The organism is Paenibacillus sp. FSL H7-0331, from assembly GCF_001956045.1.
In genome coordinates, this window is sequence record NZ_MRTH01000009.1 from 218,785 (window position 1) to 242,782 (window position 23,998).

Consider the following 23,998-nt stretch of genomic DNA (forward strand, 5'->3'; position numbering starts at 1 on the left):
CGAACACGGTACCTACCGGTGCAAGACGGATGACACGTCTCCGCCGTCTTGGCCTCGATCTACGCAGGGATAAATACTTATATTTGCTGGCGCTGCCGGGCTTGCTGTTCTTCTTATTATTTAAATATATACCGATGGGAGGCATCGTGATCTCCTTTCAAAATTATTCGCCATTCGCGGGGATTACGGGCAGCGAGTGGGTCGGTTTGGAGCATTTTCAACGATTCTTTTCCAATCCCGAATTTATGCTGCTGTTTCGCAATACGATGGCGATTAACATTATGAATTTGGTTCTGTTTTTCCCTTTACCGATTCTGCTTTCCTTGCTGCTGAACGAATTACGAAGTGTGCTTTATAAACGGCTGGTGCAATCAATTGTGTACATGCCGCACTTCTTATCATGGGTTATTATCGCCGGACTCACCTTTCTGTTGTTTGCGAAGGGTGAGGGCTTGGTCAATAAAATATTGGAATCACTCGGCGCTAGCCGGATGGATGTATTGACCAATCCAGATACGTTCTGGCTCATGCTTACGCTGCAATCCATCTGGAAGGAATGCGGATGGGGAACCATCCTGTTCCTCGCAGCTATGGCCGGGATTGATCCACAGGTGTATGAGGCAGCCAAAATCGATGGTGCCAACCGATTGCACCAAATGTGGCATATTACGCTGCCGGGAATCCGTAATGTCGTGATTATTTTGCTCATTCTGCGCTTGGGCCATATGATGGATGTCGGCTTCGAGCAGGTATTTCTGATGTATAACGGAGCTGTTTCCGAGGTAGCTGAGGTATTTGATACGTATGTCTATCGCGTCGGTATTCAGCAGGCGCAATTCAGCTACAGTACGGCGGCTGGATTATTCAAGTCGGTTGTAGGTCTGCTCATGGTCGTGATGGCCAACTGGATCGCCAAAAGAATGGGCGAAGAAGGCGTATACTAGCTTACAATCGTTCTCGCCTTGACCTTGAAACCAACAGCGATCAGAAGAAGATAACAACACAGACATATGTATTCAACGTACTTTTAAGGAGGTTCCTCATGAAATCCAGCTTAGGCGATCGCATGTTTAACATCATCAATATCTTATTTCTGGCCTTGGTCACGATTGTGACATTTTTCCCGCTTTATTATGTGTTCATTGTTTCGTTCACGGATCCGGTGGAATATTTGCAGAAAAGCTTTATTTTGTTCCCGGAGAAATGGTCTTTGGACTCCTATAAATATTTGCTATCCACCAAGGCTTTTCCGAATTCTCTCGGTGTCAGTGCTTATTTGGCAGTCGTCGGCACAGCTTTAAGCTTGATTGTTACAGCGGCGCTGTCCTATACGCTTTCCCGTAAAAGATTACGCGGCCGACAGCTGATTCTGCTGCTGATCTTATTGACCATCCTGTTCAGTCCGGGAATCATTCCCAACTACATGGTAGTCCGCCAATTCGGACTGATCAACAGCTTATGGTCACTCATAATACCGGCGCTCGCGAGCGGCTGGAATGTTATATTGATGAAAGGTTTCTTCGACAGTGTACCGGTTGAACTGGAGGAATCTGCGCAGATCGATGGCTGTAACGATTTGTCGATTTGGTTTAAAATCATTTTGCCCTTATCGCTTCCTTCTCTGGCGGCGTTCGGATTATTTTATGCGGTTGGATACTGGAACCAATTTTTCAATGCACTGATTTATATTACGGATGCCTCCAAATGGCCGATTCAGGTTATGCTGCAAAATATGCTGCTCAATGCGAATAATACCGATCTGCAGGCCGACGTGCTTACGGTTGCCCCTCCGGCAGAAACCTTAAAAATGGCAGCGGTTATCGTGGCAACGGTGCCAATATTGCTCGTGTATCCATTCCTGCAGAAGCATTTTGCGAAGGGTGCCATGGTCGGATCTGTGAAGGGCTGATCGATTGAACAAGAGATCCGGGAGGTACGCAGGCAGGATAGCAGCGGCTTGTTGTCGAACATAGCTGAATAGTGTGTCATAACTGCGTAGACTCCCACAAAAGGTTGGAAGGTGAGCGATATTGGATCGAATTTGGAAGCGATGGTTTGGGATTGCCTCAAAATACAAATATAACAGCCGATTTTTTCGTAAAAGCCTGGTAATGATGCTGCTGGTCGCGAGCATTCCCGGATTGATCATCGGTGTCAGTATTTACTGGTTGGCTTCGGACAATATGGAGGGTGAGCTGCAGCGACTGCATCAAAATCAGATCAAGCAGCGTGCGGAAAATATTGACGATCAGCTGGCTTATTTGGAGCTGACCTTCTCGCATTGGGCGTTTGATTCCAAATTCGATGAAAAACTGAAAACATTGGATATTGCCTATAATTTCGAACAGGTTCAGGATTTGTATCGGACACTGCTCGTGATGGAAGGCGCACACCCGCTGCTGGAGCGGGTTGAGTTGTTTCTCGATAAGCCGCGGCCGCTGATCTTCAACAAGCTGCAGTATACGTACATTACCGAGTCTGCAAGCCTGCAGCCTTATGAATCGCTGCTCAAGAAGGAGCGATCCGTTTTTTGGACGAACGCTTACCCTGAGGCGCCAACCAAGGATTCTGTGCCCAACTCCTTATCCTTGGTCAACAAAATTCCCGGTGGCAGTACAGAGCCATTCGGTGCCATCGTAGCAACGATTAATCAGGAAAATCTTATAAAAATGCTAAAGACGCTGACGCCTTACAATGAAGGGGAGACGATTCTCCTGACCGGAGATGGCAGCTGGAAGCTATCAAGCGGTGGCATTGGTAAGTTTACAGATATCGATATAGCCTTACAGCAGGAATATTTGAAGCACAGCTCCAAATCGGAGTCCTTCCTGTTTGAACACAATAAGACAACGTATTCGGTCTCTTACGGACAATTCTCACGGCTGGGCACAACCTGGGTCTATATTTCGGCCGCCCCGCTAACTTCCATAACCGCGCCGGTTGTACTTGTGTCCAAATGGATCTTGTTCATCAGTCTGTCAGGCCTGCTGCTCGCGCTGCTGATGTCATGGTTCGTTTCACATCGGATGTATTCGCCTGTCGAGCGGCTGGTCCGGCTGCTGTCCGGTGATAAGGGGACGGAGCTGAGCGATGAATTTGATCTGTTTGAAAAGCAGTGGAATCATCTGTCCAAAGAGAGTGAAACGATGCGATCCAAGCTGACCGAGCAGCTGCCGCTGCTGCGTGAGGGATTTTTCCTGCAATTGGTGCAGGGTTATTTTTACTCACTTCAGGAAAATGATCTGCGGGAGCGAATGAAGCATCACGGCTGGAAAACGGATAATCGGCAGTTTGTGGCATTAATGTTCCAATTAACGGGTTTTTCCAATTTGCAAGGCCGGTTTTCCTCAGGAGACGAGGATTTGGTTACGTTCACGGCAGCTAATATTATTGAGGAGCTGACAGGAACCCAATATGAGCAGGTCGAGGTTATCAATTTTCACAATTTTTCCGTAGGCTTGCTGTTGTCATTTCCGCACGATCATCCCGCACGCTGGCTTGAGGATGATATCAGCGCCTTTTGCCAGGAAGCGACCCAAACGATCAATCGTATTCTGAAAATGCAGGTGACGGTTTCGATCAGCAAATCGACGTATCAGGTGAAGCAAATTCCGCATTTGTTTGAGGAGGCGAGACAGGCGTTGGTATACCGCGATCTGCTTGACGACAATCAAATCATCAAGACGGAGCTGCTGTCCAAATCAAGCACACTGATGGAAAGCACTTTCCCTTTTACATTGGAAAAAGAAATCGTGCATGCCATCCGCAATGGCTTGGAGAATGAGGCTGTAGAGCTGATCGAACAATTCATGAAGGAATTGTCAGCAAGCGGTTCGACAGAGCTGGCCGTGCAGCAGGGGATGCTGCAGCTGCTGGGAAGCATACGGTATGCCGTTCTGCAATCCGGTATGAATCCCGTTCAATTGTTCGGTGGCGTTAACCTGTTCGAGCAGCTGGCACAGCTTAAGGAGCCGGAGGAAATGCTCAAATGGTTCCAGTACAAGCTGGTAGCTGTATTCGTGCAGGAGCTGATCAGCCGGCAGGATTTTCATCTTAAGCAAATGGTAGAGAAAGTAATTCTTCATTTACGCGAAAATTACATGACGATGCTGTCGCTGGATTCTTGTGCAGAGCTGTTTGGGACCAGTCCCTATACCTTAAGTCGAGCCTTCAAGCATATATCCGGAGTTAATTTCATTGACTATTTGACCGATATTCGGATTGATAATGCCAAGGGACTTCTGCGTGAGACAGAAATCAAAATCAATGAAGTCGCTGAACGTGTCGGTTATCAGCATACGTACTTCAATCGTATATTCAAAAAATACGAGGGGATTACTCCAAGCCAGTTCCGCGAGCTCAATCGCTCCTGATAGGGATTAAAGCTTGTCACATCAGCCTGTGCAATAGCTGCAACAAAGTCCAAACCATGTAAATCGCGGCTTACAAAAGAGTATGATTGTTGGCAAACTCTCAATCGATTAACGTCAATGGTGAGCCATCGAAATATAGAACTAAAGGGAGGATCACCAATGAATGCAAGACGAAACACGAAAACAGCAGCAGCTTCCATAGCTGCAATTCTGGCACTCTCGGCCGTATTGGCAGGCTGTTCCGGAGGAGCTAAAGAAAGCGCCCCGGCAGCAGGGAAAGCAGCAGATGGAAAGATGGAAGCCAAAACCGAAGCGCCGCTTGAGGTCAGTATCATGACGATTCTGCTTACACCTTCACCAGCTGCAGATGATAATCCGATTAAAAAAGCAATTGAAAAAGCAACGAATTCCAAGATGAAGATTCAATGGGTATCCGGCAACAATTACGCTGACAAGCTGAATGTAACACTTGCTTCCGGTGATATTCCAGAGCTGATTCTGATCAATGATCCGTTTACCTCGGTATTCCGTAATTCCGTGACACAAGGTGCATTCTGGGACGTAGCTCCTTATATTAAGGATTATCCGAATTTGAGCAGCAAAATTTCCAAAACTGCCTGGGATTTGACAAAAATGCAGGATGGTAAAAACTATGGGATTCCTCGGCCGCGTCCATCCGAATCAGATAACTTCTTCATTGTTCGTAAAGATTGGCTGGACAATCTGGGTTTGAAGGTTCCGACAACAACCGATGAGCTATACGACGTTATGAAAGCGTTCGCGGAAAAAGATCCCGACAAGAATGGCAAGAACGATTCCGTACCTTTTGCTGCCAATGTCAATCCGACGGATATGGGTGCCTTAGGACAGATTGAAAACAGCTTCACGGGTGTAAACGGAAGATGGAAGCTGCTCGACGGCAAGTTTGTGCATACAAGCTTTCTTCCTGAGACGCGTAAATCGCTGGAGTATTTGACGAAGGCTTATAAGGAGAAGCTGATTCCGGAAGATTTTGCAGCGTTGAAGCTGACGCAAACCGGGGATCTGTTTAAAGCAGGCAAAGCAGGGATTATTTCTGATAAAGCGGGAACGATGGTCGACTATTACGATAAGTTGAAGGTCGTTCAGCCTGATTTCAAGCAGGAAAACTTTTACCCGATCACAAGCATTAATGGCTACAATCCTAAGGGTCCAGGCTTCTCCGGTATGATGTCGATTCCGAAGTCCGTGCCTGAAGCCAAAATGAAACGTATTCTCAAAATGATGGATACCTGGATGAGTGATGAGGTATTTGCGATTCAGCAGTATGGCTTTGAAGGCACGCATCACACGGTGAAAGACGGCGTCAAGGTGATTAATACCGAGAAGCTGGCCGCAGACAACGGAGCCGATTTTAATCAGATTGCCTATGTAGCCGATCCTTATGCAAGCTCAACCAAAGTATTCTTCCCTAAGGAAGTGAATGCTTTGTATACCAAAATTCAGGATGAACGCGCCAAGAACAGTGTAGCGGATATCAGTACAGGACTGTTCTCGCCAACCGTGCAAAAGGCATTGCCTGAATACGAAAAGAAAGTTCAGGATTTGAAAACAAAAATCATTTTGGGCAGAGAACCAATTACTGCCTGGGATGAATTTGTAACTAAAATGAAAGCCGACGCGGATATGGTCAAGATGAGTCAGGAAATGACCGAAGCCTATCAAAAGCGCAGCGGCGGCAAATAATAAGACAAAACGCGGGGAGCAGCCTTTTCTCGCAGCATATCAGAACCTTCAAAGCCACGAATCAAGTGGTTTTGAGGGTTCTTTGTATGTGAGCTATTGGCTAGATTGCTTGCAATATTGTAACATAGAGGGGAATCCGACATAGCTGCAGAAGGGAGTCGTATAATAGTGAGACCATTTATGTTTGCAATCAAGCCTTCCTACTATGCGAATTTAAAAATAAAACATAAGGTATTTTCGATCATATCGCTGGTCATGGGTATTTGCTTTTTGGGTACTTATTTGTCTCTGCAGTATGTGTATTCGATTTATGACGAGCAGTTGTACTCCAAATCGTCACAACTGCTGAATTTATCTTCCAGCGGCATCGAAAATGAGCTAAAGAAGCTCGATCGTATCTCCTATAATATTGTTACGGATTTGAAGGTTCAGGAACTGCTGCTATCGTTGAATGAATTTACACCAGAATTTGAAAAATACAAAATTCGTTCTTATGTTACGGATCGACTTGTCCAATATGCCGGTAATGAAAAATATATTTATTCCATAGAAGTGACGGATGTGCTGAGTGGTGAAGCTGTAGCCGGCCAGGCCTCCAGATCCTCAACTGCCAAAAAACAAATGATCCTGAACGAATCGGCCAAAGGCGAAGGAGGAACCCGTTGGATTGTACCTGATGCAGAGGATTCCTATTTAATAGCTGCCAGGGAAATACGCTCCTATAATGGTACCAATTTTGACCTTGATCGTCTGGGCACCTTAACGGTTAGAATTTATTTTGATAGAATTGCCGAAAATGTGTTAGAAGGCACTGAATTAAAAAATGGCGATTTACAGGTTACCTCCAACAACTATGTGATCTATCCGATCAGTAAAGGACCAGAGAAGCTGACGCCGATTCCCGTGGAAGCCTATATGGACCGTCAAGACTATGCCATCAAGCCCTACAATGGGCAGCAGTATTTTATTTCCCAGGTTCGCTCTGAATATTTGGGATGGACTTATCTCAGTCTGACACCGTTTGATAAAATTTTCACAAAAATTATTTTGATGAAAAACATCTTGTTCGTTAGCTTTGTCGTTATTTTACTTCTGTTAATGGCAGTGGCCATCAAATTTGCCAGAACGATGACCAAGCCGATTGAGGAATTGATTGGACGGATGAGGCAGGTTCAGAAGGGGGATTTCAGCCTCGCAGGTATGGAAAACTCGGATTGGACCTCTATCCAAATGGACGAGGTGGGTCAGTTAAGGCGGACGTTCCGGATGATGATTCAACAAATCAACGAGCTGATTACGGAGAACTATTCCAAGCAGATTACGATCAAGGAAACCCAATTTAAAGCTCTGCAGGCACAAATCAATCCGCATTTTTTATACAACACCCTGGAATCTATCAACTGGTTAGCCAAATCAAATGGACAGCCGCAAATTTCAAAAATGGTCGAATCGCTCGGATTTTTACTGAGAAGCTCGATCAGCCTGAAAGAAACCTTGATTACGGTGGGCGAGGAGCTGGATATCGTGATGAATTATATTACGATTCAAAGATTCCGGTTCGAAGAGAGGCTTGTATTTGAACTGGATGTCGCTGAAGACACCAGATCGCTGCTGCTTCCGAAGATGACCTTGCAGCCGCTGGTTGAGAATTCGATCCACTATGCACTGGAATCGATGCTGGAACCGTGCCATATCCGGATCTGGACGAAGAGAGAACCCGGAAAGCTGATCATTGTAGTGGAGGATAATGGTCCGGGCATGGAAGCAAGCCTGCTGGAGCAGGTTCGGAGAGGTGAAGCACCTACTCGCGGAAGCGGGATAGGGCTCTCCAATATTGAGGAACGAATCGTCTTGGCTTTTGGCGAAGGTTATGGCGTGTCCATTGAAAGTGAAGTCGAGAAGGGAACCCGGATTTCGATTACCATACCAGATGAAATGAGTGAGCGGCATGTATAAAGTATTATTGGTTGATGATGAGCGAATTATTTTGGATGGGATATCGAACGTGGTCAATTGGGAAGCGGCGGGAACGGTGCTTGCCGGTACGGCCCGAAATGGCATCGAAGCCTACGAATTTGTTAAGCAGAACCCTCCTGATATTATTATCAGCGATATTAAAATGCCAGGGATGGACGGGCTGCAGCTGGCAGCGAAAATGTTCGAGGAATACCCTCAGATCAAGCTGGTCCTGCTGTCTGGCTTCAGCGAATTTGAATATGCACGCCAGGCGATGCGCTACAAGGTCAAGCATTATTTGTTGAAGCCATGTAATGAAAACAAAATTCTGGAAGCATTGGTCGAGCTCGTAGATGAGTTGAACCATGAGGAGCAGCGGGAACAATTCGTACGCAATATGAGGTACGGTCTGGAGAAGGTGCTGCCGCACGTTAAGGAGCAATTCCTCAAGGAATTCGTCACGAACAAAACCTACGGCAACCGCGACTGGGAATATTACCGCAAGCTGTTCGACCTGGATCTCCAAAATCGCAAGGTAAGGCTGATCTTGTTTCAATTGGAGGGACATTTTGAGTTTGAGCATATGTTTGCCGTGAAGAACATTGCTGAGGAGCTGCTGCAAAAAACCGTTCTAAGCTCCACAGTCGGCGGACAGGTGTTAATAGTCGTTGAGGATGCGGAGTCTGTCAGTGAACTGTACGATTGCATTCACCAAATTCGCGAAACTTTTTTACGTTATTACAAAATTGATCTGACCATCGCGCTTAGTGAAGCAGATGAAATCATCCGGGCACGTTCCCTGTACAAGCAGACGCTGGAATGCCTGAATTACCGATTTTATTTGGGAGAAGGCAGCTTGATAACGAAGCGGGATATTGTGGGGGTAGAGCAGCCTGAACTCAGAGAGTTTGCTTATGACGAGGATAATTTGATGCTGCAAATTAAAGCAGGACTGTGGGAAGAGGCCAATAAGGAGATTGATTTGTTTTTCCAAAAGCTTGCAGGTCTTCGTTCCAATATATCGACGTCCAAATCTTATGTGATTCAGTTGCTTATGGCTATCATTCGACTTGGAAATGCAGATGCTATGGTGAATTATCGAGACCACCTGGTCAAGCTGATGGATCTGGAAACCTTGCAATCGATCCAGACCTTCTTTAAGGAAGTGGCAAGCCAAATTACACTCAGCCATTATGAGCATACGAAAAACAAGCATTGCGCAATTACCGATAAAGTGCTGGATATCATTAACGGACATTTGGGTAACACAGAGCTTTCCCTGAATTGGGTAGCTCATCAAATGCTGTATATGAACTCCGATTACCTGGGCAAGCTGTTCAAGAAAAGAACGGGTGAAAAGTTTTCCAATTATGTCATGAAGGTGCGGATCGCCAAAGCGACTGAACTGCTCGAGCAGAAGTCCGATATCAAAATATTTGAACTGGCCGAAATGCTCGGTTTTGGAGATAATCCGCAATACTTTAGTCAGGTCTTTAAGAAATACGCAGGCTGCACACCTTCCGAATATATTAAGGCTACATGATCAAGCTCTGTTTTTTTAACAAGCAGGACGGTATATTAGGTTCATATTTGAACGAAAAAGCGTAATAATAGACCTTGTGCAGGAGTAGAGACAAGGGGGACTGTACTTGATGAAAAAGACATTAATGCTTCTGGTTTCTGTATCATTGCTACTAACATCGACAGCTTGTGGGGCAAATACAGCCGTACCAACAACGAAGGACACAGCTATTAATCCGGAGACTGGAGCAGCAGGCACCAGCAAGGAAACGATCAAACTTCGTTTTGCATGGTGGGGTGGGCAGTCCCGTCATGATTATACATTCAAGATCATTGAGCTGTATCAGAAGAAACATCCCAACGTCAAGATTGAAGCTGAATATGCGGCATTTGACGATTATTGGAAAAGGCTCGCTCCACAGGCAGCTGCGAACGATTTGCCCGATATTATTTCCATGGATATATCTTATCTGAGCCAATATGCGGGAAGAGGCCAACTGGAGGAATTAACTCCCTACCTCCACAACAATACGATTGATGTTAGCGCGGTGGCTGCCAACACACTTAACAGCGGTCAGTATGGCGGCAAGCTGTATCAAATCACAGCTGGTGTCAACGCGCTTGGTTCCACGCTTGATCCAGAGTTGGTTCGTAGAGCGGGTATCGCAATGCCTCCCAGGGATTGGACCTGGGATGATCTGGAGGTTCTCGGCAAACAAATGAAGGCAAGCGGTAAGCTGCTGGGTGATTATATGCGATACGAAGTGTTTTTTCCCTACTACCTGCGTTCAATTGATCAAAAATTGTTCGATCCGGACGGAACATCTCTCGGTTATACCGACGATAAGGCATTTATCGATTATTACAAACGTTATCAAAAAATGTATGACGCCGGTTACTTCCTGAGTCTGGACAAGCTCGCGCTGAAGAAGCTCACCCCAGAGGATGATGAAATGGTGATGGGCAACGCGCTGTCTTCCTTCACTTGGTCCAATCAGTATGCAGCTTGGTCAGCGGCTGCCAAACGTCCGACAGAGCTGCTCCCGCCACCGGGACCGAACAGCAAGAAAGGCTTATTCCTCAAAGCAAGTATGGGATTTGCGATTACGAAGAACTCAAAGCAAAAGGCAGAAGCTGCCAAATTCATCAACTTCCTTATTAATGACATCGAAGCCAACCAAATCATGAAAGGCGAACGTGGTGTTCCGATATCGTCTAAAGTTAAGGAAGCTTTGAAGCCACTGCTTAATCCTGAAGAATTAAAAGTATTTGAATATGTAGCTTGGGCGGAAGCGAACAGCAGTCCTGCTGATGCCCCCAGTCCAATTGGCTCGGTTGAAGTGGAAAAGCTGTTAAAAGATATAAGCGAGCAAATCCTGTATAAGAAGATTTCAATTGAAGATGCTGCACCCCGGTTTCGTACAAATGCTAACGCGATTCTGGCTAAAAATAAAAAATAATCTGTATTTCGTGATCAAAAGGCGACTTTTGGATCATTCCCTGTCAAGAATCAGGTCAGTTCATGCTTTAGCTGAGACCTGATTCTTCTTTTTTTGAGAAAAAAAGGATCTCATTCCGTTCAAAATGTCTGTGCAGGATGAAATGTCTGTTTTTTAAACAAGGATAACGGTTTTTTGAATTCATATTTTGATCAAAAAGAGTGATAATAATTCTTGTAGAACTCGAAATAAAGGGAGGATACAGATATGAAGAAAGCGCTAACATTAATCTTATCTGCAGCATTGCTAGTTACAGCCTCGGGATGTGGAGCTACCGCTACACCATCAGCCGGAGCGGATACAACGAAAAAACCGGATGCAGCCACACCTGCTCCAGCTCCAGCAGCAACAACAAGCAAAGATCCTGTGAAATTGCGTTTCTCCTGGTGGGGCGGTCAAGCAAGACATGACTATACACTGAAAATTATTGAATTGTATCAACAAAAAAATCCCAACGTCAAGATCGAAGCCGAGTATGCAGCATTTGACGACTATTGGAAAAAGCTTGCTCCGCAAGCAGCTGCTAATGATTTGCCTGATATTATCCAAATGGATGATGCCTATATCAGTCAATTCGGTGGTCGCGGGCAGCTTGAGGATCTACGTCCTTATATGGAAAAAGGAACGATTGATAAAACCAATATCTCTCCAGCTTACCTGAAAATCGGTGAATATGACGGCAAGCAATATCAATTAACAATGGGTGTGAATGCACTTGGCCCGGTTATGGATGCAGACCTGTTGAAGAAGATCGGCGCTCCTGTACCTGCCAAGGACTGGACCTGGGACGACATGGAAGCTTTGGCTAAAAAGTTCAAGGAAAACGGCAAGCTGTTCAGCGATCGTGTCGATTACAAAACATTTTTCCCTTACTACCTGCGCAGTGTAGATCAAAGAATCTATACAGCTGACGGTACAGCACTTGGGTATACCGATGACAAGCCGTTTATCGACTTCTTCAAACGTTACCAAAGATGGTATGATGCTGGTTACGTATTGACTCTGGACAAGATGGCACAAAAGAAATTGACGCCGGAAGATGACGAAATGGTGTTGGGAAATGCAGGTGCTTCCTTCGCTTGGTCTAACCAATATATCGCATGGACTGCAGCGGCCAAACGTCCTACTGAAATCATCGCACCTCCAGGCAACACAGGCAAAAAAGCATTGTTCCTAAAATCAAGCCAAGGCTTGTCAGTTACCAAAAACTCCAAGAATAAAGAAGAAGCAATCAAATTCGTTAACTTCTTCATCAATGATCTTGAAGTTCACAAAATCATGAAGGGCGAGCGCGGAGTTCCCATTAACTCCAAAATTCAGGAAGCTCTCAAACCGCTCTTAAAGCCAGAAGAAACCAAAGTATTTGAATATGTAGCATGGGCAGCAGAGAACAGCAGTCCGAACGATCCTCCATACCCAGTAGGTTCCGTTGAAGTTCTGAAGGTTCTGCAGGATGTAGGCGAGCAAATTCTCTACAAGAAAATTTCCGTAGAGGATGGAGCTGCCAAGTTCCGTAAAGAAGCGAATGCCATCCTTGCCAAAAACAAAAAGTAATGAATGAAACCGATCAGGACATGAGCAGCTACTGAAGCTCTCGTCCTGATCTTTTTTTGTTACCGAGCAGCTGCTGGAGTAAAAATGAGCGCTTTTATCGTAGATTAGTATCTCATGTAAACGCATACAGTAATGGTACAATACATATTAGAAATAACAATTAAAGGAAATTGATTAGGGGAGGAAATGAAGATATGAAGAAATGGACCCAAGGTACTTTATTTTTATTGCTTGTCAGCTCGGTTCTTGTAGCAGGCTGCTCGAGTCGGACCGGACAAGCGGGAGGAGAGGCGCCGAAAACGGAACCCCCAGCGAAAACAGAAGCAGCTAAACCGGCACCAAGCACCGGAGGGGCCAAATCCAAGCTTTCTGTATACAGCACCGTAAATGATCCACCGGTTCAAACGATTTACAGGGAAATTGGTGAAGCGTTCAAAAAAGAAAATCCAGACATAGATGTGGAGCTGCAGTTCCCAGGAACGGAGTATGAGAATTTACTAAAGGTCAAAATGGCTGCTAACGATTTACCCGATGTGTTCGATACCCATGGCTGGGCTCAGATCCGATATGGTAAATATTTGGCAGACCTTCGCGGAGAAGCCTGGGCTTCACAAATGACGGATACGATCAAAAATGTCGTGACGGATAAAGATGGCAAAGTGTACGCTCTCGTTATTAGTGAAGCGAAGGACGGAATCGTGTACAATGCTGACCTTCTGAAGCAATACAGCATCCAACCACCCAAAACCTATGATGAACTGATGGCAGCAGCAGAGAAAATTAAAACCGAGTCAAAGGGTGACGTCACACCGTTCTACTTCTCTGGAATCGATAACTGGATGATCGGCTCTTATTTGGATATTTTCTCGACTTCTGCGTTCATTAGTGCACCCAAAAATGATGCCGAAGCCCTGATGAACAATACCTTTGACTGGAACAAGTGGGCTGATCTGTCGCAAAAGCTGTTGGATCTTCAAAAGAAGGGCTACCTCAATAAGGACGCGCTGACTGCCAAATACAGTGATATGCCCAAGCTGTTCGCTAACGGTAAGGTAGCTTTTGCTCTATCCGGCCCATCATTCGCTGATGAAGTGAGTAAAGTAAATACCAATCTGAAAATGGGCTACATTCCGGTTCCTTCTATGGTAGCTGGAGATACTCCTAACTTCTCCGGTGGCGAACGGAATACGATGGGGATTTTCAAGGATACCAAACGTATGGAAGAATCGAAGAAGCTGGTTGCGTTTTTTGCCAAAAAAGAGAACATGACCAAAATTGCGAATTCAACCAAATTACCTCCTGGACTCAAGGGCGTCGAAGCCAATCATAATTTTTCCGCTTTTTATAAAGAGTTTGAGAACATTCGTGTATTCCCTTACTTTGACCGTGTCTATTTGCCCAATGGCATGTGGGATGTTATGTGTAAGCAAGGAACCGAGCTGCTGGCTGATCGGATAACCCCACAGCAGTTTGCCCAAAACATGAAGCAGGAAGTTGAACGTCTACGCAAAAAATAAGGAGAGCTTATGGACAGGGGGCTCGCTCTAGCGGGCTCCCCATTGCTCTTTCCAGGAGAGATTGGAGGACATCATGCCAAGAACCACTTCAGAGCCAACAAGCCGGGATAACCTTTCGAGGCTGAAAACCACGGAGCAGCAAACTAATCGTTTGATCAAATGGAGCCGTTCGGCCTCCGTGCTTAATCTTATGTACATTCCAGCGTTAGCCTTGTTTAGTGTGTTCATCTTATACCCTTTTATAAAAGGGATTCAAATTTCATTTACGAACTGGGATGGTTACTCACAGGAATATGGCTGGGTACAGGTGGATAATTATATACGGATGTTCAAGGATCCGATTATCGGGAATACAATCAAAAATACGTTTATTTATGGTATAGGCAGCACATTTTTTCAAAACCTGGTAGGCTTGATGTACGCACTGCTGTTAAATCAAAGCATACGTATGCGCGGCTTGACGCGTACCATCATTTATTTGCCTGTCATCATCAGTCCGCTAATTATGGGGTATATTTGGTACTTCTTTTTCCAATATAACGGTGGAGCGCTTAATGATATTATTCTTTTATTTGCCAATGAACCGATCAACTTGCTTGCCAATGACAAAATCAACGTATGGTTGATTACCTTCGTTAACACATATCAGTATTTGGGGATCGCGATGGTCATTTTTTTGGCAGGCTTACAAACCATACCGAAAGATTACTACGAAGCCGCTCAAATTGATGGTGCAACGAAGTTTTCCCAATTTATCCATGTGACCTGGCCTTTACTTGCTCCATCTGTGACTATCAACATTGTTTTGAATCTGATAGGCGGCTTTAAGCTGTTTGATGTGGTCGTTTCCTTAACAGGCGGCGGTCCGGGTTATGCATCCGCATCGTTATCGACATTGATGTATCAGCTTTATTTTGCCAGACAGGATGCGGGTTATGCGGCAGCATTGGGTAACCTGATGTTTGTTATCATATCCATCATCAGTATCGGTTCGCTGTATTTCCTTCGTCGAAAGGAAGTGACATCATGAGTACGATATCGAAGCCTTTAAAATATATATCTATTCTGATCTGTTTGCTGCACATTCTTCCCTTTTATGTTCTGATCACAACATCCTTCAAAGCCGTGGATGATCCAAGCTCCAAGTGGATATTGCCCGGCTATCTATATCTCGATAATTTCTACAAAGCTTGGGAGCAGGCCCATTTGGGCAGCGCTTTTATGAATAATATGATCATCACCTTTGTGAGTGTACTCCTCGTTATTATTCTTGGCGCTGCATCATCTTATCCACTTGCTCGCTATAAAACCAAATGGAATTCATTCATCTATACATTGTTTATTTCTGCGTTGATTGTTCCGCCGCTGACGATACTGGTCCCCCTATATAAGCTGTACGTGGATCTTCATGCCTTGAATACGTTATGGGGCATCGTACTGCTGCATGTAACTTTTAACCTGCCGATCACGATTTTCCTGTACAGCGGATTCATTGGTACCATTCCAAGAGAGCTGGACGAAGCGGCGATGATTGACGGCTCCAGTCATCTGGGTCTTTTCTTCAGGATCATCTTGCCCTTACTCAAGCCGGTGACAGCTTCGGTTATTATTTTAACGGGAGTCGCGGTTTGGAATGACTATTCATTTTCTGTATTTTTTCTGCAAAAAACAGAGGTGCATACATTAACCGTTGCTCTCTCAGCCTTTTTTGGTCAATACAACAGCAACATCGGGTGGGTCGCTTCAGGTTCATTAATGGGTGCTGTTCCGATGACGATTCTGTACTTGTTTTTACAAAAATATTTTATACACGGGCTCTCTTCGGGGGCCATTAAGGGGTAATGCATTTCGAATATACGGAGGGGTGGCTGATGACGTATAATGTTGGAAATGATATCGCTTCCAACAAAGGGGAATTTATCGATGAGGCTTGCGTATTCCTTACGAATGAAATTGACGATGCTCTTCATCATATCGATCATTGTTCCGGTGCTAATCATTATCTGGGCTATGCCATCCTACTTTCACAGTCTGATTTCGGAGGATACCACGGCTTTGACAGAAGGGACTTTAACGACACTTTCCGGTAATTTGGAAACGTATCTTGAAGATTTGGAGCGATTAACGGTAGCTCCATACTGGAGCGCCGAAGTGATGCAAGCGCTGAAGGTAAAGGCAAGTGAAACGAGCGAGACCGAGCTCTATACGAAATACTTAACAGAAAAATCATTAACGGGGACGCTCCCCATTTTCCTGAAAAACACGAGAAAAGATATTTTAGGCACCATTCTTCTGCCTTTTGATGGCTCTGCCTATGTAACTTCATTAACGAATGCGAATGAAGCCACGGAGAACTTCCCTTTTACGAAGCAGGATTGGTACAAGAAGGCGCTTGAAGCGGATGGAAGGGTCAGTTTTATTAGTGTGCATCCGCAGGATTATTTGAAGTACCGCACTACTACCCAAGTATTTTCGGTAGCACGACTCATTAAGGACCCGGATTCAAGCCAGCCGCTGGCTGTGATTATGGCTGATGCCGATACGGTGGTGCTGGAGCGAATTGTTCGTGATATCCGCTTTAATGTAAGCTCGATTATCGCTATTTATGATGATAACGAAAAATTGATTTATTCCACGCATCCTTTATCCAAAGAGTTGGAGGAGAAGGCGATTCTGGAAGGGCCGAATGGTCAAACCGTAGATTCCTATGTAGTCGTGTCCAAGCAAATATCAACGGCCAAATGGACGGTTGTTGTGCTGCTGTCCAATACAGAGCTTAAGGAAAAGGTGCGCTGGATGTACGCGGCGGGTGCTCTTTTTGCTGGAGGCGGTATCGTACTGACCTTATTGGTTTTCTTTGTCTTGTCGAGTGCAATCATTAAACCGTTCAAGGAAATGATTCTCGTTATGCGCCGGGTGCAGCGAGGAGATCTGAAAACCCGATTTTCTTTTCGTGGGAGGGATGAAATCTCGGAGCTGGGTGCCGCATTCAATACGATGATCGATCAGCTTGGTGATCTGATTGACAGTGAATATAAAGCCGTTTTAAGCAAACGCAATGCCGAATATCGAGCGCTGCAATCGCAAATCCAGCCTCATTTTTTGTACAACACGTTGAATGGCTTTATTGGATTAAATCGGATGGGTGATCGCAAGCTGTTGGAAAAAGCGATCTTTTCCCTGAGCAGCATGCTGCGGTACATATTGGAGCATAACGATTGGACGACACTTGGAGAAGAACTGCAGTTTTTACGCCAATACGGCGAGCTTCAGCAAATTCGGTTCTCCGATAAGCTAACGGTTTATATTCAATCCGACGCAGATGTGCATGGGATCCGGCTGCCCAAGCTGCTGCTCCAGCCGCTTGTTGAAAATGCGATTATTCACGGAATCGAGCCGATGGATCGGCCCTGTCTGCTTAGAATTGAAAGCCATTGGCTGCGTGCAAGTGATCGTGAAATGCTGGAAATAGTGATTGCGGATAATGGAATGGGGTTCTTACAGGATAAGGTAAATGAGAAGGTGGATATCGGTATGGCCAATGTCAGAGAGCGACTTCATTTGGCCTATGAGCATGCGGAACTATCTATATACAGTAAGCCTCTTGAAGGAACGACGATAACCATTCATATTCCTGTTCAGGGGGGAACACTATGAGGATTGTCATTGCTGACGATGAAAGCCTGGTCAGGATCAGCTTAACCAGCATGATCGTAGAAATGGAGGGGGCCTGGGAGCTAGCTGGAGAAGCCACGAATGGTGCGGAGCTGTTGGAGTTGATTAGGCGGGAAAAGCCCGATATCGTACTTGTCGATATTCGTATGCCCCTGCTGAACGGATTACAGGCAATGGAGAAGGGCTCGATCATTTCGCCGAATACGTACTGGATTATCGTGTCTGGTTATTCAGATTTCTCCTATGTACAGGAGGCATTGAAACGTGGGGCGGTTGATTATCTACTCAAACCAGTCAGTCCTCAGGATCTGGAGGAAGCCTTAATCAAATCCTCGCAGGAAAAGCAGAAACGACAGCTGCTGCTGGGTAAACGGTTTGAAAATGAGTTGGTTTCCCTCGTTCATGGATTAACGGATGTTCACATGCTACCCGATGACAGTATGATTCCGCACGTTCGGTTTCAAATTGTGATGATTTATAACGATGGCAGCCATTGCGATGTAGGAAAAATGGTTGGACGATCACCGTACTTAGATAAGCTTCGGTGCTCGATGGATGCCTATTCAGCTTCCGGGGTTTATGGAGTTTTCATCCTGATGCCTATGGGAGGAGCCGCATTTATTACGGCATGGAATCAGGCAGATCACTGTAGATCGAACACATTGGTCCAGCAGCTGCTCACCAATCTGAAGGAAGCGGTTCATCAAGACGGGAACAACCGCATAGCGATTACCGCGATCTTTTCTGAGGAGTGTGAGAATTGTAACGTGCTGCTGGAGCGGCTTGACGAGCTGCAGGCTTGGGGCCCGCTGCGCGCCGTGAATGGAATTAATTGCTGCTCTTCTGCGGCTGAATTAGCCAAATTATCCTCCAAGGAGGGCGTAGAAGAGCTGGCAGCCATTCTGCTCAGGCTGAATCAATGCTATAAAGAGAAGGATTACATGACATATGCCAAAACGGTAATTGATTTGGAGCGTTGGTCCCATAAGCATGAAGAAAGCTGTTTAAGCACCTTAAAGTCTGCAATCTGCGATTTCATCCACGTAGGTCTGGATTGCAAGCTGGATCATACACAAACTTTCTCACATTGGAAAGATGGCTTGAGTCGCCATGGCGAGCAGCTTCTCAGCAGTGGGGAAGGGATAGGCTGCTCGCTTGTGGATATGTCAATCGCCTATATTGAGCAAAAGTATATGCAGGATATTAGTATTACTCAGGTTGCCCAGGAGTTAAATGTAACACCCAATTATTTGAGCACATTGTTTCGCAAAAAAACAGGTACGACCTTTATCAAATATGTCACCCATATCCGCATGCTCAAGTCGAAGGAATTGCTCGCCTTGCCCAATGCCCAGGTACAAAAGGTTTCCGAGCAAATGGGTTACCTCAGCACTCGGCACTTCACCAAGCTATTTAAAGAACATACGGGCTGTTATCCTTCCGATTATAGAAAACAGCTTCTGCAGCAAGAGACGCAGACGAAAGAGCAAATTAAATCCTATTAATGGAATCCGGACTTATGCGCAGAGACGTATAAGTCTTTTTGTAATGATTGTGTACTACAAATTATGAAGTAGCTTTCACTCTGGAAATATTTAATAGCAATCACAGCCCCTTCCAGCGGGGTTAGCAAACCTTTGCATGATGTACTTAAACAAGCTAAATGTGTGTTAGAGGAGCTTGGCTACAGGGTTGTGGAAGGAAACACAATCTGGTCTCAGCATAAATGTGTCAGTGCTTCGAAGAAGGTTAGAGCGCAGGAACTGCAAAGCTTTTTACTAGATGAACATGTGAGCGCTATCATTCCTCCTTGGGGTGGTGAATTTTTGATGGAAATTCTTCCGCTGCTGGATTGGGAACTGTTGAAGGCAACTGCGCCTAAGTGGATTCTTGGATATTCGGACATCAGTACATTTTTGTTTGCGTATACATTATTAACCGGATTTGCGACAGCACATGGAACGAACTATATCGATCTTCGCTCTGCTACGCCAGGTGTTATCAGCTCGCGATGGGCAGCGGTCCTGGGTACTGGTGCCAATGAATCTGTCGAGCAAGTATCTTCAGATTTATACCAATCATCTTGGGACTTCCCCAAACCGGGCTTTAATCTGGATACACCCACGGTATGGAAGATTCTTGGTAAGGAAGACGATCCAACCTACGAACAGCAGATGACTGGAAGATTAATAGGCGGCTGTCTCGATACGATATCGATATTGATCGGTACTCGTTATGCACCTGTACAAGAGTTCTCACAGCAGTATTGCCATGAAACTGGAATGGTGTGGTATTTGGAAAGCTGTGAAATGAATGCCGCTGAGCTGTATCGGCATTTGTGGCAAATGAAGCATTGCGGTTGGTTTGAGAATACGAATGGAGTGCTTATCGGTAGACCAGCAGGCTATTCCCCTACACAAGACTTTGGATTGCAGGATGCGCTGCATCAAGTATTTGATGATTTGCATATACCTGTCATTTATGAGGTGGATATTGGTCATGTGCCACCTCAGCTGACACTGGTAAATGGGGCTTTCACCTATGTATCCAGCAGAGCAGGGAAGGGAAGCATAACTATGTCCTATACTTGATATCTACTAATTCGAGGGCAGCAGAATGGTGTCAAGAGTCTGTATTTTGAACAAAGTGGACGGTTTTTTAAATTCCTAACCCTCTCAAAATCTTTATAATAGAATATATAGGAAAGCAACACATACTGCATACTACTTGTATAGGGGTTGAAATTCATGACTAAGCTGTGGGAAAAGGACAATGTTGTCGGATACGTGTTTGCAGCTCCGTTTATACTCGGATTTCTCATTTTCACTTTATTTCCGATTGTATCTTCCTTGTATTATTCATTTACCGAATACAATTTAATGGAATCACCAACTTGGATCGGGCTCGGAAATTACGAGAAAATGTGGGATGACGATAAAATATGGAAGTCCCTGGAGGTCACCTTTACTTATGTATTTGCAAGTGTTCCGCTGCGACTGGGTTTTGCATTATTCGTAGCTATACTGCTTAATAAAGCAATCAGTGGTATTGGTGCTTACCGTTCTGCTTACTATCTTCCTTCCTTGATCGGTGGTAGTGTCGCGGTTTCGATTATGTGGATTCAGATTTTTGGCGATAAAGGGCTCTTGAATTCAATGCTTGGTGTCATTGGCATTCAATCAGATACCTCTTGGATCGGAAGCCCGGGAACTGCTTTGTGGACATTGATAGCGCTTTCAGTTTGGCAATTCGGTTCCTCGATGCTAATCTTTCTGGCAGGTCTAAAAAATATCCCGATTTCCTACTATGAAGCAGCGGGTGTGGACGGAGCGAATGCGGTTCACCGCTTTTTCAAAATCACATTGCCTTTGCTTAGCCCAATTGTATTGTTCAACCTGATCATGCAAACCATTGGCGCCTTTATGACCTTTACCCCGGCTTACATTATTTCAAGAGGTGAGGGCGGTCCGCTCGATAATACACTTTTATATTCCCTGTATTTGTACCGAAGAGCTTTTGTATTTTTTGAAATGGGATATGCCTCCGCAATGGCATGGGTGATGCTCATTCTGATCGGCTTACTCGCTCTCGCTATTTTCAAATCATCTGTATATTGGGTTCACTACGAGTCGAAGGGAGACAAATAACATGACATCCAGCACAAGACAAGTAAAAGCAGTCCTTTATCATGTATTCATTGGCGGATTGGCTCTTATTATGCTGTATCCCATCATATGGCTCGCAGCCAGCTCCCTTAAACCAAGTAGTGAAGTATTCTCAACAGCCTATAACCTGATTCCAAGCAGTATTCAATGGGTCAACTATACATCCGGCTGGAAAGGTTTTGCCGGCAACACGTTCACCACGTTCTTTAAGAATTCGTTCATCATCGTTATTTTGTCGACAATCGGTGCTGTTGTCTCCTCAGGCCTTGTCGCTTATGCACTTGCTAGAATTCCGTTTAAAGCCAGATCCTTCTGGTTCGCCTGCGTCATGTTCACTATGATGCTGCCGCACGATGTTACGGTTATCCCGCAATACGTTATGTTTGCAAAGCTGGAATGGTTAGGTTCCTTTAAACCTGTTATTGTACCGAGCTTTTTCGGGATGCCTTTCTTCATATTCCTGATCATGCAATTTATCCGTACGATTCCACCAGAAATGGATGAGGCCGCAAAGATGGACGGCTGTAACAAATATACGATCTTTTTCCGGATTATTGTGCCATTGATTGTTCCTGCATTGATGACATCTGCGATCTTCTCCTTCTATTGGAAATGGGACGATTTTATCAATCCGTTGCTGTACTTGAACAAGCCTACCTTATATCCGGTTTCTCTAGCGCTGAAGCTGTTCCTCGATGGCGATTCGCTTAACAACTGGGGTGGTATGTTCGCCATGTCGACACTGTCGCTCTTGCCGATACTGATCGTATTCTTTATTTTCCAAAAATTCATTGTTGAGGGTATTAGTACGAGTGGATTGAAGTAAGGTAAAGCGGAGGTATGTTTGTGTGCGGGTGGCTGCGCGGCCATAGTGTTCTTACGATCGCTGTTGTTCACGGGTTTTCTCATTAGGTAAAAGATTAATAGGTGAAAACCCGTGAACAAAGGCGAGCGCTACGCTTCTCCAGAACATTATGACCACTCCGCTTCGTACTTACCTCGCTTTAAAGATTAGGGATAGAGGGCAAGTGCAAGTGCAAGGACAATATTTAGAGCAAATGCTGAGGGCAAGAGCAAACTGAAGTATTGGATTTAAGCATGAGAGGTATAATAATGCCAACGTTGCAATTTGATGACAACGAAATTCGTGCAGTGATAGATAAAGTTGTAGAGCGTGATATTGAAAGCTACAGAAATGTGCCGCATAAGCGATTGCAGGGTTGGGGATAAGGATTGGCATTGACTTTCCTGTCATCGCTGCTTGCACGTCAGGGTTGGTGAAATTCTACATGAAGAGGCTGAAGGCTGGAACATGCCGCGGCTTCTTTTTTTCTTTTTGGGGGGCAGTGAACTTTAATGCCATCTCAGTCGTATAATAGGTGTTTCGAACATAGTCGAAGGGAAATGGCTCGTGATGACGGACGAACAGCAACTGATTTACCAAGCGCAAAAAGGCGATAGTGTTGCGCTGTCGAAGCTATTCCAACAGCATTACAGCTATATATTAAAGTATGTGATCAAGCTCACGATGAATGTGCAAACGGCCGAGGATTTGACACAGGAAGCACTGATGCGTTCCATGGAAAAGCTGCATCTTTACAATGGAAAGTCGAAATTCTCCTCCTGGTTGATCACGATTGCTACACGACTTTATATGGATGAGCTCAGAAAGAAGAAACGTGAACGGAATTGGCAGGAACAGGAGCAGCTTCAGTCTGTCCGCAATCTACAGTGGCAGCTAACGCAAAGCGGGGGTGAATGGTCTGATGTTTTGAATGCCCTGCATAGGCTGTCGAGCGATATTCGGGTACCGATTATTTTGAAGCATTACTATGGATACAGCCAGGAAGAGATCGCCGATATGCTGGATGTGCCTGTCGGAACGGTCAAATCCCGGATCCACAACGGATTAAGGAATCTGCGAAAGGAGCTTAATGAGCATGAAGAAGTCCGAGACTGACAATCACCACCAGAGGTCCAATACGGACATTGATAAGCTGCTTGATGTAGAGGATGAAGCGATTACTGCTGCGCTTCGTGAAGGTTGGGACGGTTTGGATCAGCACATCCATGTATTCACACCAGAGCTTGACTGGTTTCAGCAGCAGATCCAACAGCGACAAGCGGTGAACCGCAAGAGATTGGTTCTCGAGCTCGGTTTGTTTGTGATAATTGCTGTTATATTATTGTCTTTATTTATATCACTGACCCTCTGGGCACCCGCTATATTTCTCATCATCCAGCTGATAGCGGTTCTAATTGTTCCGTTTGTACTGGTAACGCTGCTCAGAAAGCGGGTGGAAGCATGAAGCTGGAGCCTTCGGAGGTGCCGATTTGGGCATGGATCTTGCTTGGTGCCATCCTGTTGTCGCAAAGTATTTGGCTGTTCTACGATGCGCGTAAGCGTGGATTGTACCCGTGGTTCTGGGGCGTATGGGGTTTGTTTCAATTTCCTTTACCAACATTGATTTATTTGTTGTTTGCACGTAAAATTTTTAAGAGGAGGACATGAA

General features: G+C 45.2%; 19 protein-coding genes. All 19 read left to right on the top strand.

Annotation, left to right across the window (positions count from 1 at the left end; genetic code table 11):
- Nucleotides 1–29 precede the first annotated feature (29 nt).
- Nucleotides 30–944, top strand: coding sequence for an ABC transporter permease (locus BK127_RS15765; protein ID WP_076231927.1), 915 nt, complete (start codon nucleotides 30–32; stop codon nucleotides 942–944).
- Nucleotides 945–1,042: 98 nt separating this feature from the next.
- Nucleotides 1,043–1,909, top strand: a complete 867-nt coding sequence (locus tag BK127_RS15770) for a carbohydrate ABC transporter permease (RefSeq protein WP_076231789.1) — start codon at nucleotides 1,043–1,045, stop codon at nucleotides 1,907–1,909.
- Nucleotides 1,910–2,030: 121 nt separating this feature from the next.
- Complete coding sequence (locus tag BK127_RS15775; protein WP_083689336.1) at nucleotides 2,031–4,373, top strand: AraC family transcriptional regulator; 2,343 nt, start codon at nucleotides 2,031–2,033, stop codon at nucleotides 4,371–4,373.
- A gap of 159 nt (nucleotides 4,374–4,532) precedes the next feature.
- The gene (locus BK127_RS15780; RefSeq protein WP_076231790.1) at nucleotides 4,533–6,098 is read left to right on the top strand and encodes an extracellular solute-binding protein; all 1,566 of its coding nucleotides are present in this window, start codon (nucleotides 4,533–4,535) and stop codon (nucleotides 6,096–6,098) included.
- Between the two features lie 168 nt (nucleotides 6,099–6,266).
- Nucleotides 6,267–8,054: a sensor histidine kinase gene (locus BK127_RS15785; RefSeq protein ID WP_083689337.1), complete on the top strand. Its 1,788-nt coding sequence runs from the start codon at nucleotides 6,267–6,269 to the stop codon at nucleotides 8,052–8,054.
- On the top strand, nucleotides 8,047–9,597 hold the full coding sequence (locus BK127_RS15790) for a response regulator transcription factor (RefSeq protein WP_076231792.1): 1,551 nt from the start codon (nucleotides 8,047–8,049) through the stop codon (nucleotides 9,595–9,597). Before BK127_RS15785 ends, BK127_RS15790 begins: the two co-directional genes overlap by 8 nt.
- Nucleotides 9,598–9,706: 109 nt before the next feature.
- Nucleotides 9,707–11,035 carry an ABC transporter substrate-binding protein gene (locus BK127_RS15795; protein WP_076231794.1) on the top strand — a complete coding sequence of 443 codons (1,329 nt, stop codon included), beginning with the start codon at nucleotides 9,707–9,709 and terminating at the stop codon, nucleotides 11,033–11,035.
- A gap of 246 nt (nucleotides 11,036–11,281) precedes the next feature.
- Nucleotides 11,282–12,628: an ABC transporter substrate-binding protein gene (locus tag BK127_RS15800; protein WP_076231796.1), complete on the top strand. Its 1,347-nt coding sequence runs from the start codon at nucleotides 11,282–11,284 to the stop codon at nucleotides 12,626–12,628.
- Nucleotides 12,629–12,822: 194 nt separating this feature from the next.
- Nucleotides 12,823–14,145: an ABC transporter substrate-binding protein gene (locus BK127_RS15805; RefSeq protein WP_076231797.1), complete on the top strand. Its 1,323-nt coding sequence runs from the start codon at nucleotides 12,823–12,825 to the stop codon at nucleotides 14,143–14,145.
- A gap of 190 nt (nucleotides 14,146–14,335) precedes the next feature.
- Nucleotides 14,336–15,175, top strand: coding sequence for a carbohydrate ABC transporter permease (locus BK127_RS15810; RefSeq protein WP_256711337.1), 840 nt, complete (start codon nucleotides 14,336–14,338; stop codon nucleotides 15,173–15,175).
- Nucleotides 15,172–15,987 (top strand): carbohydrate ABC transporter permease, encoded by an 816-nt coding sequence (locus BK127_RS15815; protein ID WP_076231801.1) that lies wholly within the window; start codon nucleotides 15,172–15,174, stop codon nucleotides 15,985–15,987. Before BK127_RS15810 ends, BK127_RS15815 begins: the two co-directional genes overlap by 4 nt.
- Nucleotides 15,988–16,092: 105 nt before the next feature.
- Nucleotides 16,093–17,802 carry a cache domain-containing sensor histidine kinase gene (locus BK127_RS15820; RefSeq protein ID WP_256711331.1) on the top strand — a complete coding sequence of 570 codons (1,710 nt, stop codon included), beginning with the start codon at nucleotides 16,093–16,095 and terminating at the stop codon, nucleotides 17,800–17,802.
- Entirely contained in the window at nucleotides 17,799–19,325 is a 1,527-nt protein-coding gene (locus tag BK127_RS15825) for a response regulator transcription factor (RefSeq protein WP_076231802.1), read from the top strand. Before BK127_RS15820 ends, BK127_RS15825 begins: the two co-directional genes overlap by 4 nt.
- A 99-nt stretch (nucleotides 19,326–19,424) precedes the next feature.
- The gene (locus BK127_RS15830) at nucleotides 19,425–20,411 is read left to right on the top strand and encodes a S66 family peptidase (protein WP_305954304.1); all 987 of its coding nucleotides are present in this window, start codon (nucleotides 19,425–19,427) and stop codon (nucleotides 20,409–20,411) included.
- 156 nt (nucleotides 20,412–20,567) lie between these two features.
- Nucleotides 20,568–21,467, top strand: coding sequence for a carbohydrate ABC transporter permease (locus tag BK127_RS15835; RefSeq protein WP_076231806.1), 900 nt, complete (start codon nucleotides 20,568–20,570; stop codon nucleotides 21,465–21,467).
- A gap of 1 nt (nucleotide 21,468) precedes the next feature.
- Nucleotides 21,469–22,311 carry a carbohydrate ABC transporter permease gene (locus BK127_RS15840; protein WP_076231808.1) on the top strand — a complete coding sequence of 281 codons (843 nt, stop codon included), beginning with the start codon at nucleotides 21,469–21,471 and terminating at the stop codon, nucleotides 22,309–22,311.
- 588 nt (nucleotides 22,312–22,899) lie between these two features.
- A complete protein-coding gene (gene sigY, locus BK127_RS15845; protein ID WP_076231810.1) occupies nucleotides 22,900–23,445 on the top strand; it encodes an RNA polymerase sigma factor SigY in 546 nt (181 codons plus the stop codon).
- Nucleotides 23,426–23,794 (top strand): YxlC family protein, encoded by a 369-nt coding sequence (locus tag BK127_RS15850; protein ID WP_076231813.1) that lies wholly within the window; start codon nucleotides 23,426–23,428, stop codon nucleotides 23,792–23,794. The genes sigY and BK127_RS15850 overlap by 20 nt, the downstream gene beginning before the upstream one ends.
- The gene (locus tag BK127_RS15855) at nucleotides 23,791–23,997 is read left to right on the top strand and encodes a sigmaY antisigma factor component (RefSeq protein ID WP_076231815.1); all 207 of its coding nucleotides are present in this window, start codon (nucleotides 23,791–23,793) and stop codon (nucleotides 23,995–23,997) included. The genes BK127_RS15850 and BK127_RS15855 overlap by 4 nt, the downstream gene beginning before the upstream one ends.
- Nucleotide 23,998: the final 1 nt, after the last annotated feature.

What these genes read in the sequence shown, in the direction of transcription:
- BK127_RS15820 (WP_256711331.1), top strand. Translation starts at nt 16,093, where the DNA reads ATGAAATTGACGATGCTCTTCATCATATCGATCATTGTTCCGGTGCTA.
- BK127_RS15850 (WP_076231813.1), top strand. Translation starts at nt 23,426, where the DNA reads ATGAAGAAGTCCGAGACTGACAATCACCACCAGAGGTCCAATACGGAC.
- sigY (WP_076231810.1), top strand. Translation starts at nt 22,900, where the DNA reads ATGACGGACGAACAGCAACTGATTTACCAAGCGCAAAAAGGCGATAGT.
- BK127_RS15825 (WP_076231802.1), top strand. Translation starts at nt 17,799, where the DNA reads ATGAGGATTGTCATTGCTGACGATGAAAGCCTGGTCAGGATCAGCTTA.
- BK127_RS15790 (WP_076231792.1), top strand. Translation starts at nt 8,047, where the DNA reads ATGTATAAAGTATTATTGGTTGATGATGAGCGAATTATTTTGGATGGG.
- BK127_RS15815 (WP_076231801.1), top strand. Translation starts at nt 15,172, where the DNA reads ATGAGTACGATATCGAAGCCTTTAAAATATATATCTATTCTGATCTGT.
- BK127_RS15855 (WP_076231815.1), top strand. Translation starts at nt 23,791, where the DNA reads ATGAAGCTGGAGCCTTCGGAGGTGCCGATTTGGGCATGGATCTTGCTT.
- BK127_RS15795 (WP_076231794.1), top strand. Translation starts at nt 9,707, where the DNA reads ATGAAAAAGACATTAATGCTTCTGGTTTCTGTATCATTGCTACTAACA.
- BK127_RS15800 (WP_076231796.1), top strand. Translation starts at nt 11,282, where the DNA reads ATGAAGAAAGCGCTAACATTAATCTTATCTGCAGCATTGCTAGTTACA.
- BK127_RS15770 (WP_076231789.1), top strand. Translation starts at nt 1,043, where the DNA reads ATGAAATCCAGCTTAGGCGATCGCATGTTTAACATCATCAATATCTTA.
- BK127_RS15810 (WP_256711337.1), top strand. Translation starts at nt 14,336, where the DNA reads ATGTACATTCCAGCGTTAGCCTTGTTTAGTGTGTTCATCTTATACCCT.
- BK127_RS15835 (WP_076231806.1), top strand. Translation starts at nt 20,568, where the DNA reads ATGACTAAGCTGTGGGAAAAGGACAATGTTGTCGGATACGTGTTTGCA.
- BK127_RS15805 (WP_076231797.1), top strand. Translation starts at nt 12,823, where the DNA reads ATGAAGAAATGGACCCAAGGTACTTTATTTTTATTGCTTGTCAGCTCG.
- BK127_RS15765 (WP_076231927.1), top strand. Translation starts at nt 30, where the DNA reads ATGACACGTCTCCGCCGTCTTGGCCTCGATCTACGCAGGGATAAATAC.
- BK127_RS15780 (WP_076231790.1), top strand. Translation starts at nt 4,533, where the DNA reads ATGAATGCAAGACGAAACACGAAAACAGCAGCAGCTTCCATAGCTGCA.
- BK127_RS15840 (WP_076231808.1), top strand. Translation starts at nt 21,469, where the DNA reads ATGACATCCAGCACAAGACAAGTAAAAGCAGTCCTTTATCATGTATTC.